Source organism: Lutimonas sp., from assembly GCF_051011215.1.
In the GTDB taxonomy this organism is placed as follows: domain Bacteria; phylum Bacteroidota; class Bacteroidia; order Flavobacteriales; family Flavobacteriaceae; genus Lutimonas.
This window is the reverse complement of record NZ_JBPCUJ010000128.1, coordinates 1-16,663: the sequence shown is the minus strand read 5'-3', so window position 1 is coordinate 16,663 and position 16,663 is coordinate 1. Positions and strand designations below refer to the sequence as shown.

The window sequence follows — 16,663 nt, the reverse complement described above, 5'->3', positions numbered from 1 at the left end:
CTTTTGAATAAATTAAATTCCTGCTATTGCCTTCTTCTGTCACCAAAATACTGTTTTTAGTATTGATACTTCTGCTATTGGTGTCATGCAATAGTATTAAATATGTGCAAGAAAACGAAAATTTGCTGAAAGAAAATGTCATATTGGTCAACGGTGAGAAGAATAAGGAATCAAAGATCAATAATTACCTGGCTCAAAAAGCCAATCGGCGTTCTTTAGGAATGCCACTCTCCTTGTATTTTTATAATTTTGGTAACCCTGATTTTGAAATGACATTTGACGAATGGATCGCAAATCATTCGAAGAAATATGATCGCTACGAAAGTGTTTTTTCTAAAAAGCAAACCTATGTGATTTATAATAACAAAAAGAGTGTAAATAATTGGTTCCTAAAAAAGGGTGAGGCGCCGGTTATTTTCGATGATTCCAAAGCGAGACGATCAGCCAGAACCTTAAAAGAGTATTTTATTTCTGTTGGTTTTTTTGAAGCAGAAGTCGATTATTCAATCAGACAGGTAGGCGAGAAAGAACTGGCTGTAGATTATAATGTAAGCACCAACAAACAATATTTCATTGATTCGGTGAGTGCCGAAATAGAGTCACCTGTTATTGACTCACTGTACCTTGCAAATAAAGAAAAGTCTTTTTTAAAACAAGGGAAACCATTTGTGTTTGAGGATTTTGAAAAAGAAGAATCAAGGCTGGTCACCTTGTTTCGAAATTCGGGAGTATATCATTTTAACAATTACAGCATGGGATTCTGGACAGACTCGATTAAAGAGTCTTATATGAAGGATGTGCTGTTAAAGATTCCGAATCGGACCATCAACCGAAATGATACAGTAATCAAGGAGCCTTATAAAGCACAAGTAGTCAAAAGAGTTAATATTTATACGGATTTTTCAATTAAGAATCGTGGAAAGAAAATTAAGGACTCCGTTAGTTTCAAAGGATACAACTTTTATAGTTTCGACAAGTTGAAGTTCAAACCGAAGTACCTGGTTAATTCATTATTTATCACACCTAATGGCTTGTATAAAGATTCTGAAAAATCACAAACGCAGAATTATATCAGAAATCTGCAAACTTTTTCTTCTTCGGTAGACATCGCCTACACAGAAAATGAGGATGAATCATTAACTGCCGATGTCTATTTAAATCCTCTTAAAAAATACGCATTGACAGTTGATCTGGATGCCACGACATCCAATATAAAGCCTTTCGGAATTCTAGGGAAGTTTTCATTCTTGGGGAGAAATATGTTTAAAGGTTCTGAGATCATGGAGTTGACCTTTCAGGGATCTTTCTTCAATTTGGCAAATGATGCCTCAAACAGCGATAATTTTTTTAATGGCTGGGAAGTATTGACGGGTGCTTCTTTGCGATTTCCAAGAATATTGTTTCCGATAAATACATCCAAGATCATACCCAAGTACATGGCGCCGACTACAAATTTTGATGCAAGTTTGAGTTTTCAAAAGAATGTGGGTCTTGACAGACAGACAACAACTGCAGGTATGGCTTATGATTGGAAAAGTTCCAAAAAAGTGGGTCACAGACTGGACCTTTTTAATGCGTCCTATATCAAGAATCAGAATATTGATAATTACTTCCCGATTTATGATTCTGAATACCGTAAATTAAATGATGTGGCCGAGTCGGTTTACGGCTTGAGTTTGCCCAATAACCAGGCCAGTAATAATGATATATTTATTGATTTTATCGATACTTTTTTAGAAGACCCTAGCAATGAAGTCAATTATCCGGATGAATATGATACGGTATCCGATGTAGATGAAAGAAGATCGATTTTGATAGAAAATTCATTTGTACCAATCATTGGCTATTCATTTATTTACAACACAAGGGAAAATGTAAATGATAATAACTTCTCGCATTTTACGGCCAGACTTGTCTCTTCAGGAACTTTTACAAACATTGTTTTTAGAAACGAAAATGAAATCGGTCAGAAAACATTTTTAGACGTTCCGGTTGCACAGTATTTTAAAGTCGAATTAGAATATAAAAAGTATTGGGAATTAAGGGATGAGAATATATTAGTCTTCAGGACATTTATAGGAGCTGCGATGCCATACGGAAATTCATCAAATGTACCGTTTAGTAGAAGTTATAGTGCCGGTGGTAGCAACGAGATGAGAGCTTGGAGAACTTTTGATTTGGGTCCTGGAGGGGAATTAAACAATTTGGAATACAAGGTTGGTACCTTTAAACTGGTCGGAAATATTGAATACAGATTTAAATTGACCAATAAATTTAACAGCGCTTTATTTATTGATGCGGGCAATATCTGGGATATTACTGATTCTAATCTGGTCACTGAAGAGGGGAAGTTTACAAGTTTAAGCTCCTTAAAAAACACAGCGGTAGGTTCAGGTTTTGGTCTCAGATATGATTTTGGTTTTCTGGTCTTCAGATTTGATATTGGTTTTAAGACTTACGAGCCTTATTTACCAAGAGACAACAAATGGTTTGTCAATTATAATTTTGGCAGTGCCGTCTACAATATTGGAATAAATTATCCTTTCTAATCATTAGAATTTCGTATTTTTGCTCACTAGTCATTTACACTAAAACCAAATAAAATGTCACAAAAAATCAAATCAGGAGTTGCTACCGGTGATACGGTGCAAGAAATCTTTCAATTAGCAAAAGAGAAAGGTTTTGCCTTGCCTGCAGCCAATGTTATCAGTTCAAGTACAATTAATGCTGTTTTAGAAGCAGCCAAAGAATTGAATGCCCCCGTAATTGTTCAATTTTCTAATGGAGGTGCTCAATTTAATGCAGGAAAAGGTCTGAGCAATGAAGGTCAAAAAGCTGCTATTGCTGGTGGTGTAGCAGGAGCAAAGCATGTGCATGTTATGGCAAAAGCCTATGATGTACCTGTAATTTTACACACTGATCATTGTGCCAAGAAATTACTTCCTTGGATTGATGGATTACTTGACGAAGGAGAAGCACATTATAAAGAACATGGCGTGCCATTGTTTAGCTCTCATATGATTGATCTTTCAGAAGAACCTATTGAAGAAAACATCGAAATATGCAAAACATATCTTGAGAGAATGGATAAAATGGGTATGACTCTTGAAATTGAACTGGGAATTACCGGTGGAGAAGAAGATGGTGTTGATAATACAGATGTGGACGTTTCTAAATTATATACGCAACCTGAAGAAGTAGCTTATGCTTATGAAGAATTACTTAAAGTGAGCCCACGTTTTACAATAGCGGCCTCTTTTGGAAATGTGCACGGTGTATACAAACCAGGAAATGTAAAACTGACTCCGAAAATTCTTGATAATTCTCAGAAATATATTGAAGAAAAATACAATACAGGTAAGAATCCTGTTGATTTTGTATTTCACGGTGGATCTGGTTCTTCGGTTGAAGAAATTAGAGAAGGAATAAGTTACGGCGTTATCAAAATGAATATTGATACTGACTTGCAATATGCTTATATGGCTGGAGTTAGAGATTATATGTCAGACAAGACAGATTATCTTCAAGGACAAATTGGAAATCCAACGGGGTCGGATTCTCCGAATAAAAAATTCTATGACCCAAGAGTATGGGTGAGAAAAGCAGAAGATTCTTTCATAGCCAGAATCAAACAAGCATTTGAAGACCTAAATAACGTAGATACGTTATAGTTAAATAGATGATTAAACGGAGTACTCTTTTGTAGGAAGTACTCCGTTTTTTTTATTACTTGCCAGATTAACTTAATTTTTATAATCTTTGTCACCTCTAACAATGACAATGTAAAATAAGCGTATATGAGTTCTTGGTTTAAAAGAAAGAATAAGGGGATTCAAACTCCGACAGACGAAAAGAAAGACACTCCCAAAGGATTGTGGTATAAAACTCCCAGTGGAAAAATCATTGATTCAGATGATTTAAAAACACATTTATATGTGAGCCCTGAAGATGGGTATCATGTGCGTATTGGAAGTGCTGAGTATTTTGAAATATTATTTGACGATAATAAATTCAAGGAGCTTGATGCCAAATTAACGGCCAAAGATCCTTTAAAATTTGTTGATACTAAAAAGTATACGGATCGTATCAAGGAAGCTCAAAAAAAGACAAACCTGAATGATGCTGTTAGAACAGCTGTGGGGAAATCGTTGGGTAAAAATATAGTTATTGCAGCCATGGATTTTAGTTTTATTGGCGGATCCATGGGAAGTGTGGTAGGAGAGAAGATCGCCAGAGCCATCGATTATTCAATTAAGAAAAAAATTCCTTTTTTAATGATATCTAAATCAGGGGGAGCAAGAATGCAGGAAGCATCTCTTTCTTTGATGCAATTGGTAAAGACTTCTGCCAAATTAGCTCAATTGGCTGAAGCGAAAATTCCTTATATCTCTTTATGTACTGATCCAACAACAGGAGGTACAACCGCATCCTATGCCATGTTAGGCGATATCAATATTGCTGAGCCGAATGCATTGATTGCATTTGCCGGACCAAGAGTTGTAAAAGATACGACCGGGAAAGACCTGCCTGATGGATTTCAACGTTCGGAATTCTTATTAGAGCATGGTTTTTTAGATAAGATCGTAAAGCGTAAAAATTTAAAAGAAGAAATTAATTTATATATTGATTTGATTCAGAATAATCCGATACGAAAGTAATTAGGATATACATTATAAAAAAAGCCTCCATCATTTGGAGGCTTTTTTTATGATTTATATAGTTACGACCTGCGTCTTTTTTTAAGTTCAATAATAGTTTCGATGTCTCCAATAGTAAGTGTTGCTAAATTATCACATTCGCCTTCTCCATAGTCGAGAATAGAAGCCTTATCATTTTTAGTAATCTCTAATTTCCCACTCACAATGTTTTTACAGAAAGCTTCACGTCTCAAAGCTTCAGTGATCAGAATTTTTTTGGTATTACCCTTTCTTCCCTTGATGCTGCTCTCTCCTGTAATTAAATAAACATTATCTGACCAGATTATATTATCTGACCCCTTGATCCATTCCCTCTTGCGATCTGATTGTATGGTACTGAATGATCCATCTTCCCATGAAATTTTAAGTTCCTTAGTTATAAGTGAATAGGCTGGTGTTTCCCCCATTTTTTTATAACGCGCTTTACTGACACTACCTTGTATCAACCTCTCATTAAAGGTGAAATTTTCAAAAGATTGAACAATCATTTTTTTATTCTTTTCCGATCCTTGAACAATAGATATTAAAATCTTGCCCGTAAGAATATTGTCAAATTCAGTTGTACAGCCATCGCCAAAATCCAGTACTATTTCTAAAACATTGTTTTGCAGGTTTGCTGATACAGAGGCACATTCTGGAATTTGATGAGGTGAAATATATAACTTCGAGTTGTTACTCTTTAAAAGATCAACCTGATCTATATCAAAGGAAAGGCTCTCAATCATAGCATCAAGATTCTCTTCAATAGATTCAATTTCTAAAATATCATCCGTTTCTGATTGAATAGTGTTTAAGGTTTCAGCATCTGAAATACTGTCATTTGTGTCGCAACTTAGAGTCAGAATCAACAGTAAAAGAGGTAATACAAAGAAATGTTTTAATAATGGGTACTTAGGTAGGTTCATAATTTAAAATTTAATGCCTAGTGTTATAACTTTCTAAAGCGGTTTTTATTATTCTTAGACCTTGAAACTATCAAAGGGTTTAATTCCTTGATAAAAAAGATGTTAAATAAAAAGTTGTCAATCAAAGAAACATTAGTATCTTTGCGGCCTATTTATGAAAATAGTACATAAAAATTATTAATTTAAACTTTAATGTTAGCATGTATTTAACTACAGAAAAAAAGAAGGAGATTTTCGCAAAACACGGAAAATCTGCAACAGACACAGGTTCTTCAGAAGGACAAATTGCTTTATTTACCCACCGTATTAATCATTTAACGGGTCATTTGAAAAACAATCGTAAAGATTTTAATACTCAGAGATCATTAGTGAAATTGGTTGGAAAACGTAGAGACCTTTTAAATTATTTGATAAAGACAGATATTACGAGATATCGTGCAATTGTCAAAGAATTAGGATTAAGAAAATAATTATTAGAGAGGCTTTATGCCTCTCTTTTATTTTTTATTATACAATAGGATTTAGACTAAAAGTTGTTTACTTTCGTTGTCTAATCCGAAACCCCATTCTTTGCGATAAAGAAATGGAAAACTAGAGTAATTCATTGGCAAACTATGACCTCGATTTCGGAGGCATGACAACACAACTACAAGTTTAACCATGAATTAACTTATTTACTTCTATGAAGTAAATTCTAAAGAAAAATTATGAAACCACAAGTTTTTAGAGAGGTCATTGACCTAGGAGACGGTAGAGAAATTTCTATTGAAACCGGAAAATTAGCAAAACAAGCGCATGGAACCGTTGTTGTGCAATCAGGAAAATGTATGTTATTATGTACAGTTGTTTCCAATTACAAACAAGCAGATGTAGATTTTTTACCTTTAACAGTAGACTATCGTGAAAAATTTGCTGCAGCGGGTCGTTACCCTGGAGGATTCTTCAAGAGAGAAGCCAGACCAAGTGACGGGGAAGTATTAACCATGCGTTTAGTAGACCGTGTTTTGCGTCCGTTGTTCCCAAAAGATTACCATGCTGAGACGCAGGTAATGATCCAATTAATGTCTCATGATGAAGATGTAATGCCTGAAGCAATGGCCGGTTTGGCAGCATCAGCAGCCATCCAGTTATCGGATTTTCCATTTGAATGTGCCATTTCTGAAGCAAGAGTTGGACGTGTGAATGGCGAATTCGTTATTAACCCTACCAGAGCTCAATTAGAAGAATCTGATATTGAAATGATGGTTGGAGCTTCTGCTGATTCAGTGATGATGGTAGAAGGTGAAATGGATGAAATTTCTGAGGAGGAAATGGCAGATGCCATCAAATTTGCTCATGAAGCTATTAAAGTTCAGATTGATGCTCAGTTGCGATTGGCTGAAGCCTTTGGTAAAAAAGAGGTGAGAGAATATGACGTTGCTGAGGTAAATGAAGAATTACAGAAAAGAATTCACGATTTAGCTTATGACAAATGTTATGCTGTTGCCAAGAAAGGAACTTCAAAAGTAGAGCGTACCAATGCATTTGCAGAAATTAAGGAAGAAGTGATAGCTTCTTTTACAGAAGAAGAAATTGAAGAATTTGGACACCTTGTTGGAGGATATTATGCCAAGGCAGAAAAAGAAGCAGTTCGTGAATTAACTTTAAGTGAAGGTTTACGTTTAGACGGTAGACAGACGGATGAAATCAGACCTATCTGGTGTGAAGTAGATTACTTACCATCAACACATGGTTCTTCGATTTTTTCTCGTGGAGAAACTCAGGCTTTGGCCACTGTAACTCTTGGAACTTCGAGAGATGCCAACAAAATAGATATGCCGTCCTACGAAGGTGAAGAAAATTTCTATTTGCATTATAACTTCCCTCCTTTTTGTACGGGAGAGGCGAGACCTTTAAGAGGAACTTCGCGAAGAGAAGTAGGTCACGGGAATCTAGCCCAACGCGGGTTAAAAGGAATGATTCCGGACGATTGTCCTTATACAGTACGTGTTGTATCAGAAGTATTAGAATCTAACGGTTCTTCTTCAATGGCAACTGTTTGTGCCGGTACAATGGCCATTATGGATGCAGGGGTGCAAATGAAGCGACCTGTCTCTGGTATTGCCATGGGATTAATTTCTGATGGTGACCGTTATGCGGTATTGTCTGATATTTTAGGTGATGAGGATCATTTAGGAGACATGGACTTTAAAGTAACAGGAACATCTGAAGGAATAACAGCATGTCAGATGGATATCAAGATTAAAGGATTGTCTTATGAGATCTTGGTCAATGCATTAAAACAAGCTCGTGAAGGGCGTCTTCATATCTTAGGAAAAATTACAGATACCATTTCTGCTCCTAATGAGACTGTGAAAGAACATGCACCAACAATGATCACAAGACGTATTCCTAATGAATTTATCGGAGCCTTAATTGGACCTGGTGGAAAAGTGATTCAGGAAATGCAAAAAGAAACAGGAACAACAATCGTGATCAACGAAGATCCTGTAACTGAAGAGGGTATTGTTGAAGTATTAGGTGTTGGTTCTGAAGGAATTGATGCAGTAATTGCAAAAATAGATTCTTTACTTTTCAAACCTGAAAAAGGAAGTGTTTATGAAGTGAAAGTAATTAAGATGCTAGACTTTGGAGCAGTTGTTGAATATACAGAAGCACCAGGAAACGAAGTGTTATTGCACGTAAGTGAATTGGCATGGGAACGTACGGAAAATGTGAGCGATGTTGTAAACATGGGTGATGTTTTTGACGTGAAGTACTTTGGGGTTGATCCAAGAACACGTAAAGAAAAAGTATCTCGTAAAGCTATTTTACCGAAACCGGAAGGTTTTGTAGAAAGACCACCAAGAGAAAGAAATGACAGAGGTGGACGTGATAATAGAGGCGGAAATCGCGATAAAAGAAGAGATGACAGAAGAAGAGATTAAGACTCTTTACTGATCAAATTAAGACCTCAAAATTAAGTTTTTGAGGTTTTTTTATAATGTTTTGTAACATTTAATGTCTTTCGTACGTATAAACTAATACACGACAAAACTTTTTAAACTAAAATTCCACTTATTTAATGAGACAACTAAAAATAACTAAGCAGGTTACGAATCGTGAAACTGCTTCTTTGGACAAGTATTTGCAAGAGATAGGAAAGGTTGATTTAATTACAGCCGACATGGAAGTTGAATTGGCACAAAGAATAAAAGCAGGAGATCAGATAGCCTTGGAAAAATTGACCAAAGCGAATTTACGATTTGTTGTTTCTGTGGCTAAACAATACCAGAACCAGGGACTTACTTTACCTGATTTAATAAACGAAGGAAATTTGGGATTGATAAAGGCAGCAAAAAGATTTGATGAAACAAGAGGTTTCAAGTTTATATCCTATGCCGTTTGGTGGATTAGACAATCAATTCTTCAAGCCTTGGCAGAACAATCAAGAATTGTGAGGCTTCCTTTGAACAAAATTGGTTCAATTAATAAAATCAATAAAACTTTTGCACGTTTAGAACAGGAGAATGAGCGTCCTCCGTCAGCGGAAGAGATCGCAAAAGAATTAGACATGACCGTGAGTGACGTAAAAGAATCAATGAAGAATTCCGGAAGACATGTCTCGATGGATGCACCTTTAATAGAAGGAGAAGATTCAAATTTATACGATGTTTTGAACTCTGGTGAATCACCAAATCCAGATAAAAGCTTATTGCACGAATCACTAAAAGTAGAAATCTTAAGAGCTTTAGAAACGCTAACACCAAGAGAGGCTGATGTTGTTAAGTTGTATTTTGGTTTGGGTGATGCACATCCAATGACCTTGGAAGAAATTGGAGAAACATTTGATTTGACTCGTGAAAGAGTGAGACAAATTAAGGAGAAGGCTATTAGAAGATTAAAACACACCTCGAGAAGTAAGATATTAAGAACATATCTTGGATAGAAATTGAAACAAATAGATTTAAAAAGCCTGCGATTTATCGCAGGCTTTTTATTTTTTATCTTAGTTTTGCAAATAAAATAATCCACATGTCACATATCATAGCACCTTCTATCCTGGCAGCAGATTTTGCCAATTTACAACGCGATATAGAAATGATCAATCAAAGTGAAGCAGATTGGTTTCACATTGATGTTATGGATGGCGTTTTTGTTCCGAATATTTCTTTTGGAATGCCGGTAATAGCTGCCATTACTAAGCACGCGGCAAAAACGATGGATGTGCACTTAATGATTGTGGACCCTGACAGATTCATAAAAGATTTTAAAAAAGCAGGAGCGGATATTCTTACCGTTCATTACGAGGCCTGTAAGCATTTGCATAGAACTGTACAGGCCATCAAACAAGAAGGAATGCAGGCTGGAGTATCGTTGAATCCACATACCCCGGTATCTGTCCTGGAAGATATTATTGGAGACCTGGACCTTGTGTTACTTATGAGTGTGAATCCTGGATTTGGTGGACAGAGCTTTATAGAAAACACCTATAAAAAAATAAGCCAGTTGAAAGACCTTATTGAAAAATCCGGTTCTAAGGCAATTATTGAAATTGATGGTGGAGTGAATGATAAAAATGCCTCTAAGTTGCTGGCAGCAGGTGCTACCGCCTTGGTTGCTGGTAGTTTTGTGTTTAATAGTGAGAATCCTTCCAAGACCATCCAAAATTTAAAGGAAGTTCAGCCCTAGTTCATTAATCTTCAGTTTTAATATCTTTTAGGTTTAGTTGAAGACTCGTAATGCCATTCCAATGATTTTCTTCGATGGTAAATGCTGCTTTAAATGAATTTCCAGCTGTGATCTGATCGTACTTTTCTCCTAATCCAAAACCAATGGAGTGATAGGTCTTTTGATCGGTACCTGAAATTATTTGCAGTTTAAGATGCTTGTTATCGGCACCGATTTTTTTACCATAGCCATTGTCCCTTAATCCTCGAGCTACAAAAACGGGTTTCATATTTAAGGGTCCAAAAGGTCCCATCTGCTTCAATATTCGATAAAATTTTTCATCAATTTCTGATAAAGAGATTTCTGCATCTATAGCTAATTGTCTTTCACGACTTTCTTCAGGAAGGGTTTCTTTGATGACCTGTTCAAATTTTTCTTTGAAAGGCTTGTAATTGTTTGGATCGAGGGTGAGGCCTGCTGCATATTTGTGTCCACCGAATTGTTCAATCAGATCACTGCACTGATGCAAAGCATTGTATACATCAAAACCTTTCACAGAACGTGCGGAAGCAGCTAGTTTAGTGCCACTTTTTGTAAAAACCAGGGTGGGCCTGTAGTATTGTTCAATTAATCTTGATGCCACGATTCCAATGACACCTTTATGCCAGTCAGGATTATAAACCACGGTAGAAAAATCTAATTCTTCCTGATTCTCTTTTATTTGATCCAAGGCCTCCTCGGTGATTTTTTTATCTAAGTCTTTTCTGTCGGAATTATATAATTCAATGGCCTTCGCAAACTCTAGAGCTTTGTCAGGATTTTGTTCACTTAGCAATTCAACGGCAAAGGAACCATGTTTCATTCTTCCTGCTGCATTTATTCTGGGTGCGATGATAAAGACCACATCTGTAATCGTAAGCGTTTCTTTTTTGATTTGATGAATTAAAGCTTTTATCCCCGGTCTAGGGTCGGAATTGATCACTTTCAAGCCATAATAACTCAAGACACGATTTTCTCCTGTCAATGGTACAATATCAGCCGCGATTGCCGTGGCCACGAGGTCGAGGTATGGTAAAATGGTATTTATAGAATTGTTTGCTTTATGGTTAAGCGCCTGAATAAGCTTAAAACCAATACCACATCCACATAATTCATCATAGGGATAGGTACAATCATTTCTTTTGGGATCCAGAACGGCGACAGCTTTAGGGATGATTTCGCCTGGTCGATGGTGGTCGCAAATGATAAAGTCAATGCCTTTTTCCGTGGCATAGGCTACTTTATCCAAGGCTTTTATTCCGCAGTCTAAAGCAATAATTAAATTCATGTCATTGTCATGAGCAAAGTCGATTCCTTTATAAGAAATTCCGTAGCCTTCCTCATATCTGTCCGGAATATAATAAGCCACATTATCGTACATCGATCTCAAATAACTAAACACAAGAGACACTGCCGTTGTGCCATCAACATCGTAGTCTCCATAAATTAAAACGTTCTCTTTTTGCTGTATCGCCACCTCGATTCTTTCAATAGCCAGATCCATATCTTTCATCAAAAAAGGATCATGAATATCCCCCAAGGAGGGTCTAAAAAAATGTTTAGCCATGTCGAAATTTTCTATACCTCTCTGAGCCAGAATGGTAGATAAAACCGGATGGATTCCCAGTGAGGTTGTAAGTTGTTCCGCAATTTCCGGGTCAGGCTTGTTTTTTAGTGTCCAATGCATTTATTAAAGTCATTTAGTACTCATTTTCAAAAAAAGATAACCAGCTTTTAGGGTACTATTTTTAAGAAAACAATGCTCAGCTACAAATTTCGATATTAGAATTCAATTTTTCGTGTAAAATGATATTAGTTGTCAACCAAATTAGAATGAAGGCAGTATGTATATAGAATTTCATAAAAAAAGGACCAAGTACAGAACTTGATCCTTTTTTCGATTAGACACTAATTAGATTCATTTATTCGTATTTTAAAGCATCGACAGGGTCTGAATTAGCTGCGAGATAGGATTGAGTACTCACCGTTAACAAGGCAATGATCAATGCTATAATTGTCGCGAAAATAAAGGGTAGTATGGGCATGTCAATTTGATATGAGAAATTAGACAACCAGTTTTTTGCCAAAAGAAATGTGATTGGCCACGCAAAAAGGTTGGCAATTAAAACAAGCTTTATAAAATCTTTATTCAACATATTCATTATTTGCCCTACCGAGGCACCCAATACCTTACGAACACCAATTTCTTTAGTTCTCTGCTCAGCAGTATAAGAAGCCAATCCATAGAGCCCCATGGAGGATATGATGATGGCAAGTATGGTTAGGTATAAAAACATGGTTCCAAAATTTTCCTGTTGTTTAAACATGGCTCCGAATTTTTCATCTAAAAATGTATATCTAAAAGGATGAGAAGGTTCTAATCTGTTCCATTCTTCTTCTATATAAGCAATAGTTGTATTCATATTTTCAGAGGATATTTTAAAAGCTGTAAACCAAACCTGATTACTTACTGAAAGGATCATGGGTCTGATAGGCTGATCAAAGCCCTCTATGTGAAAATCCTTAACGATCCCAACGATATTTCCATATCTCAAATCTCCTTGCTGGTTAAAATAGGTACCCATTCGCTTGCCTACGGCATTCTCGAGGTTTAGATTTCTGATGGCTGTTTCGTTCAATATATAGGAAGGAATAGAGTCATTATCTTTTTCGATGTCGAATAATCTACCTTCTGACAATTCTACGTCAAGTGTTTTGAAAAAGTCATAATCAATTTCCATATTCCATAAAGGAAGTTGCTCTTCTGTTCCTTCGAGAACATACATATTTTGATTCGGGGTGTCTCCAGGAAAGTATGAAGCTCTGGAAACACTATGCACGGCACTGTTTTTGAGAAATATATCCTTGTAATTTCTGAAATTTTCAGTCATTTGATCGGTCTGAATTGGTACTATTAACACCTGATCTCCTTCAAACCCTATATCCTTATTATGTAAATAGGATATTTGCTGAAAGATGATGATCATGCCGATAATCAATATAATTGAAGCTGCGAATTGTGTAACAACCAAGGATTTTCTCAAGAGGGCACCTCCTTTTGTTTTTGTTAAATCTCCTTTTAAAACTGAAACAGGTTTGAATCCGGACAGGAAAAAAGCGGGATAACTTCCTGCAAAAAGACCATAGCACAAAGTGACCAAGAGGCTAAATCCAACGGTTTGCCCAAGATAATCATTGAACAGGTTTAAGTTCGTATCCATTACATTGTTAAATCCAGGCAAAAACAACTCTACTAAAATAAAGGCAAGGAACAAGGCAAGGAAACTCTGAATAACGGATTCCGTTAAAAATTGAAAGATCAACATTCCTCTGGAAGCTCCTGAAACTTTTCTGACACCAACTTCCTTCGCTCTTTTTCCAGATCGGGCGGTAGAAAGATTCATAAAGTTTATACCGGCAATCAGGATCACCAAAATTGCGATACCTATAAATACGTAGACATAAATAATGTTTCCATTTTGTTGAATTTCCCAATCTTTATGAGAGTGCAGATGAATTGTTTGTACTGGTTGAATCTGATATTCATAGGTGTTGCCACTCTCCATGAACTCTTCCATAGTAACCTTGAGAAAAGCTTCAACATTGGGTTCGATTTTTTTGATAAAATTGGCTTCCATTTCAGTTTTAAAAGCAGCCATATCTGTATTTTCCTTTATCTTGAAATAGGTGTAAAAATTATTACTGATCCAAATGTTTCTGACCTCATTTTGGGCCATGAACATATCAAATTGGAAATGAGCATGCCCTTTGGGTTCTTTCACAACTCCTTTGACAATATAGTCTCTTCGGTTGTCATAATTGACAACACCTCCCATAGCTTGTTTATCTCCAAATAGTTTGCTGGCTGTTTCTTCCGTCAGCACAATAGCATTCGGTTCATTTAAAGCAGTTTTTGGATCGCCATGAACAAACTCATAATCAAACACGTTAAAAAATGTACTGTCAGCATAAACACCTTTTTGAATATATACTTTAGTCTGCTCTTGACGCATCAGTATTTCTTGCCTTACAGTATTGATTCTAGTAGCTGACTCAACGGCATTAAATTCTGTTCTAAGGGTCGTTGCCATTGGGCTTGGAGATACGGGAGCGTCCATTTTCTGGCCCATCATATCCGCTTTGATACCAGTTCTGTAAATTCGATCATAACCGGACCAGTGTTTATCATAACTGGTTTCATCCTTTACAAACATGAATACAAGGATGGTCACTGTCAGACCTAAGGCAAGACCTAATATGTTGATAAAGGCATAGACCCGGTTTTTATTTAGGTTTCTTAAGGCGACTTTAAAATAATTCTTAAGCATGGGGTTGGTTTTATGATTAAACTGCGGCTTGACTTAACTTGGATCTTTTTTCGGAAACAATCTGACCATCTAAAAGATTGATGACTCTTTGAGAGTAACTGGCATCATGCGAGGAGTGTGTGACCATAATAATTGTGGTACCGGCCTCATTAAGTTCACATAATAGCTCCATCACCTCATTACCGTGAGAACTGTCTAAATTTCCGGTAGGCTCATCTGCAAGAATCAGCGGAGGTCTTGTGATTAAGGCCCTGGCTACTGCCACTCTTTGTTGTTGTCCTCCCGAAAGTTGTTGAGGAAAATGTGAAGAACGATGAGAAATTCCAATTTTTTCAATAAGCTCATTCACCCTTTTTTTCCTTTCTGAAGCGCTTACTTTGTTATAGATCAAAGGCAGTTCTATGTTTTCAAAAACGGTCAACTCATCAATTAAATTAAAATTTTGAAAAATAAACCCGATATTTTCTTTTCGAATCGAAGACCTTCCTTTTTCATTTAGACCGCTTACTTCTTTGCCGAGAAAAGAATAGCTGCCACTTTCTGGTTTATCGAGCATTCCAAGGATATTTAAAAGTGTCGATTTTCCGCAACCTGAAGGTCCCATTACCGATACAAATTCACCTTTTTCGATTTCGAAGGATACTTGATTCAAGGCAGTTGATTCAATTTCTTCAGTTCTATATACTTTGCTAAGATTATCTAATTTGATCATGTTGTTTGTTTTAATTGATTTCTATTGTTTCGTAATTTTTAAAGTCTTGATAAGAAGAGGAAATGAATTTATCTCCTTTTTCCAGGCCATCCAACACCTGATAATAGCTTGGATTTTGATTCCCTAACTTGATATAGCGTTTGTGAGCCTCGCCCTGATCATCCAGTACAAACACATATTGGCCACCCGATGCCTGAAAGTAATTTCCTCTGGGAATCATTAATGATTGTTGGGCTTTAGAAAGTTCCAGACGAACTTGCAGGGATTGCCCTATGGTAATATCTTCCGGGATTTCGTTGGCAAATAATAGCTCAATCTCAAAGCGTCTGTTGATTACTTCAGGTAAGACCTTTTTAACTTTAAGATCGATCAACTGACCATTAAAAGAAAAACTGGCCATTTGTCCTGGTTTTACAGAACTCAAATAATATTCATCTACCTGACCTTTTATCTTGAAGCCGCTTTGAACATCAATTTTTGCAACTGTTTCATTGCGGCCATAGGCTTCGCCAATCACAGGATTAAAAGACGAAAGCATTCCACTCACAGGAGCTCTTACAAGCATTTTCTCTATATTTTCATGAATTAACTCTAGGTTTCGTTGCATCATGTTAATGGATTGATTGATCTGTTGTATTTGAACTTTATTGTCCTGACTACTTTTTTTAACATTATTGCTCAAAAGGTTTCTCTTTTCTTTTTCATATTTATAACTTTCTCTAACATCGATATAATCGTTTTTTGCGATAACATCTTTCGAAAAAAGAACGGAATCTGTTTTGTAACGCCTTGTGGTTTCTGAAAGTTTATTTTCTGAATCGATGAGAGACTCATCTAAGTTTCTTTGATCTTTTTCCAAGGAAAGTTTGAGGTTCCTTAAATTATTAATTTGCTCTATAATAGCAGTTTCCTGATTGAGATACCCCAAGGTCGCTGAAGGATTGCTCAACTGAAGTAAGGGAGTTCCTTTTTCTACGAATACACCATCTTCAATAAAGATTTCTTTTACAGAACCTCCTTCGAGCGTATTGACTAAAACCAGATTAATAGATTCAACATCTCCATCAATGAGAATCATATCCTGAAACTGACCTTCAATGACTTCTTTCACAGTTAATCTTGAAGCTTTAACCTTGAATATTTTTTTATTAAAAGATTTAAAACCAAAAAATACGAGTAGGAGTAAAACCACGGCTCCAGAGATATACATTATTTTTTTTCTGGTCCATTTCTTTTTTTCGATCTTTTTATCCATACCAATTTGTCTCATTTATTTTGATTCTTTTTATTGGATAAAGTTTCTATAGTTGGACCATTGAACTCTTTTACTGT

The 16,663-nt window shown here is 36.1% G+C and carries 12 protein-coding genes; 7 read left to right on the top strand and 5 right to left on the bottom strand.

The features are described from left to right. Nucleotides 1-104: 104 nt before the first annotated feature. From ACR2MV_RS12390 to accD, 3 genes are all read left to right on the top strand, one after another. A complete protein-coding gene (locus ACR2MV_RS12390) occupies nt 105-2,549 on the top strand; it encodes a BamA/TamA family outer membrane protein (protein ID WP_434022235.1) in 2,445 nt (814 codons plus the stop codon). Between the two features lie 54 nt (nt 2,550-2,603). Then, nucleotides 2,604-3,671: a class II fructose-bisphosphate aldolase gene (fbaA, locus tag ACR2MV_RS12385; protein ID WP_434022234.1), complete on the top strand. Its 1,068-nt coding sequence runs from the start codon at nt 2,604-2,606 to the stop codon at nt 3,669-3,671. Between the two features lie 126 nt (nt 3,672-3,797). Continuing rightward, nucleotides 3,798-4,658 (top strand): acetyl-CoA carboxylase, carboxyltransferase subunit beta, encoded by an 861-nt coding sequence (accD, locus tag ACR2MV_RS12380; RefSeq protein WP_434022233.1) that lies wholly within the window; start codon nt 3,798-3,800, stop codon nt 4,656-4,658. A 62-nt stretch (nt 4,659-4,720) separates the two neighbouring features. On the opposite strand, the gene ACR2MV_RS12375 is transcribed toward accD, so the two are convergent. Beyond that, the gene (locus tag ACR2MV_RS12375) at nt 4,721-5,602 is read right to left on the bottom strand and encodes a hypothetical protein (RefSeq protein ID WP_434022232.1); all 882 of its coding nucleotides are present in this window, start codon (nt 5,600-5,602) and stop codon (nt 4,721-4,723) included. Between the two features lie 200 nt (nt 5,603-5,802). Between ACR2MV_RS12375 and rpsO the strand changes: the two genes are divergently transcribed. From rpsO to rpe, 4 genes are all read left to right on the top strand, one after another. Next, nucleotides 5,803-6,072, top strand: coding sequence for a 30S ribosomal protein S15 (rpsO, locus tag ACR2MV_RS12370; protein ID WP_434022231.1), 270 nt, complete (start codon nt 5,803-5,805; stop codon nt 6,070-6,072). 237 nt (nt 6,073-6,309) lie between these two features. Beyond that, nucleotides 6,310-8,529 carry a polyribonucleotide nucleotidyltransferase gene (locus tag ACR2MV_RS12365; RefSeq protein ID WP_434022230.1) on the top strand — a complete coding sequence of 740 codons (2,220 nt, stop codon included), beginning with the start codon at nt 6,310-6,312 and terminating at the stop codon, nt 8,527-8,529. 137 nt (nt 8,530-8,666) lie between these two features. Then, nucleotides 8,667-9,530 carry a sigma-70 family RNA polymerase sigma factor gene (locus ACR2MV_RS12360; protein ID WP_342161072.1) on the top strand — a complete coding sequence of 288 codons (864 nt, stop codon included), beginning with the start codon at nt 8,667-8,669 and terminating at the stop codon, nt 9,528-9,530. Between the two features lie 86 nt (nt 9,531-9,616). Further along, nucleotides 9,617-10,273 (top strand): ribulose-phosphate 3-epimerase, encoded by a 657-nt coding sequence (gene rpe / locus ACR2MV_RS12355; protein WP_434022229.1) that lies wholly within the window; start codon nt 9,617-9,619, stop codon nt 10,271-10,273. 4 nt (nt 10,274-10,277) lie between these two features. On the opposite strand, the gene recJ is transcribed toward rpe, so the two are convergent. The 4 genes from recJ to ACR2MV_RS12335 all read right to left on the bottom strand — a co-directional run bounded on the left by recJ (nt 10,278) and on the right by ACR2MV_RS12335 (nt 16,601). After that, a complete protein-coding gene (gene recJ, locus ACR2MV_RS12350; RefSeq protein ID WP_434022228.1) occupies nt 10,278-11,978 on the bottom strand; it encodes a single-stranded-DNA-specific exonuclease RecJ in 1,701 nt (566 codons plus the stop codon). Nucleotides 11,979-12,213: 235 nt separating this feature from the next. Beyond that, entirely contained in the window at nt 12,214-14,619 is a 2,406-nt protein-coding gene (locus ACR2MV_RS12345) for an ABC transporter permease (protein ID WP_434022227.1), read from the bottom strand. A gap of 16 nt (nt 14,620-14,635) precedes the next feature. Continuing rightward, nucleotides 14,636-15,331 carry an ABC transporter ATP-binding protein gene (locus ACR2MV_RS12340; RefSeq protein ID WP_434022226.1) on the bottom strand — a complete coding sequence of 232 codons (696 nt, stop codon included), beginning with the start codon at nt 15,329-15,331 and terminating at the stop codon, nt 14,636-14,638. Nucleotides 15,332-15,341: 10 nt separating this feature from the next. Then, nucleotides 15,342-16,601, bottom strand: coding sequence for an efflux RND transporter periplasmic adaptor subunit (locus ACR2MV_RS12335; RefSeq protein WP_434022225.1), 1,260 nt, complete (start codon nt 16,599-16,601; stop codon nt 15,342-15,344). Between the last annotated feature and the right edge of the window lie 62 nt (nt 16,602-16,663).